Origin of the sequence: Citrobacter sp. Igbk 16 (assembly GCF_028069755.1) — a bacterium.
GTDB lineage: Bacteria > Pseudomonadota > Gammaproteobacteria > Enterobacterales > Enterobacteriaceae > Citrobacter.
The window spans coordinates 1-251 of the sequence record NZ_JANEWJ010000125.1; the positions used below are offsets into that span (position 1 = coordinate 1).

Genomic DNA, 251 nt, shown 5'->3' on the forward strand with positions numbered 1-251 from the left:
ACAAAGGAGATCGCAATGCGTAAAGCCCGTTTTACTGAGCATCAGATCATTGCCGTAATTAAATCGGTTGAAGCCGGACGAACCGTTAAAGATGTCTGCCGGGAGGCCGGTATCTCTGAAGCCGCCTACTACAACTGGAAGTCCAGATACGGCGGCATGGAGGCTTCTGATATTAAAAAGATCAAGGATCTTGAGGACGAGAATCGGCGTCTCAAACAGATGTTTGCCGACCTGAGCCTTGAGAACCGGGC

The 251-nt window shown here is 50.2% G+C and carries 1 protein-coding gene; it reads left to right on the forward strand.

Annotated features, from left to right (window positions below; genetic code table 11):
* Positions 1-15: 15 nt before the first annotated feature.
* The coding region (locus NNO03_RS22680) for a transposase (RefSeq protein WP_271450616.1) at positions 16-251 on the forward strand (236 nt) is incomplete at its 3' end.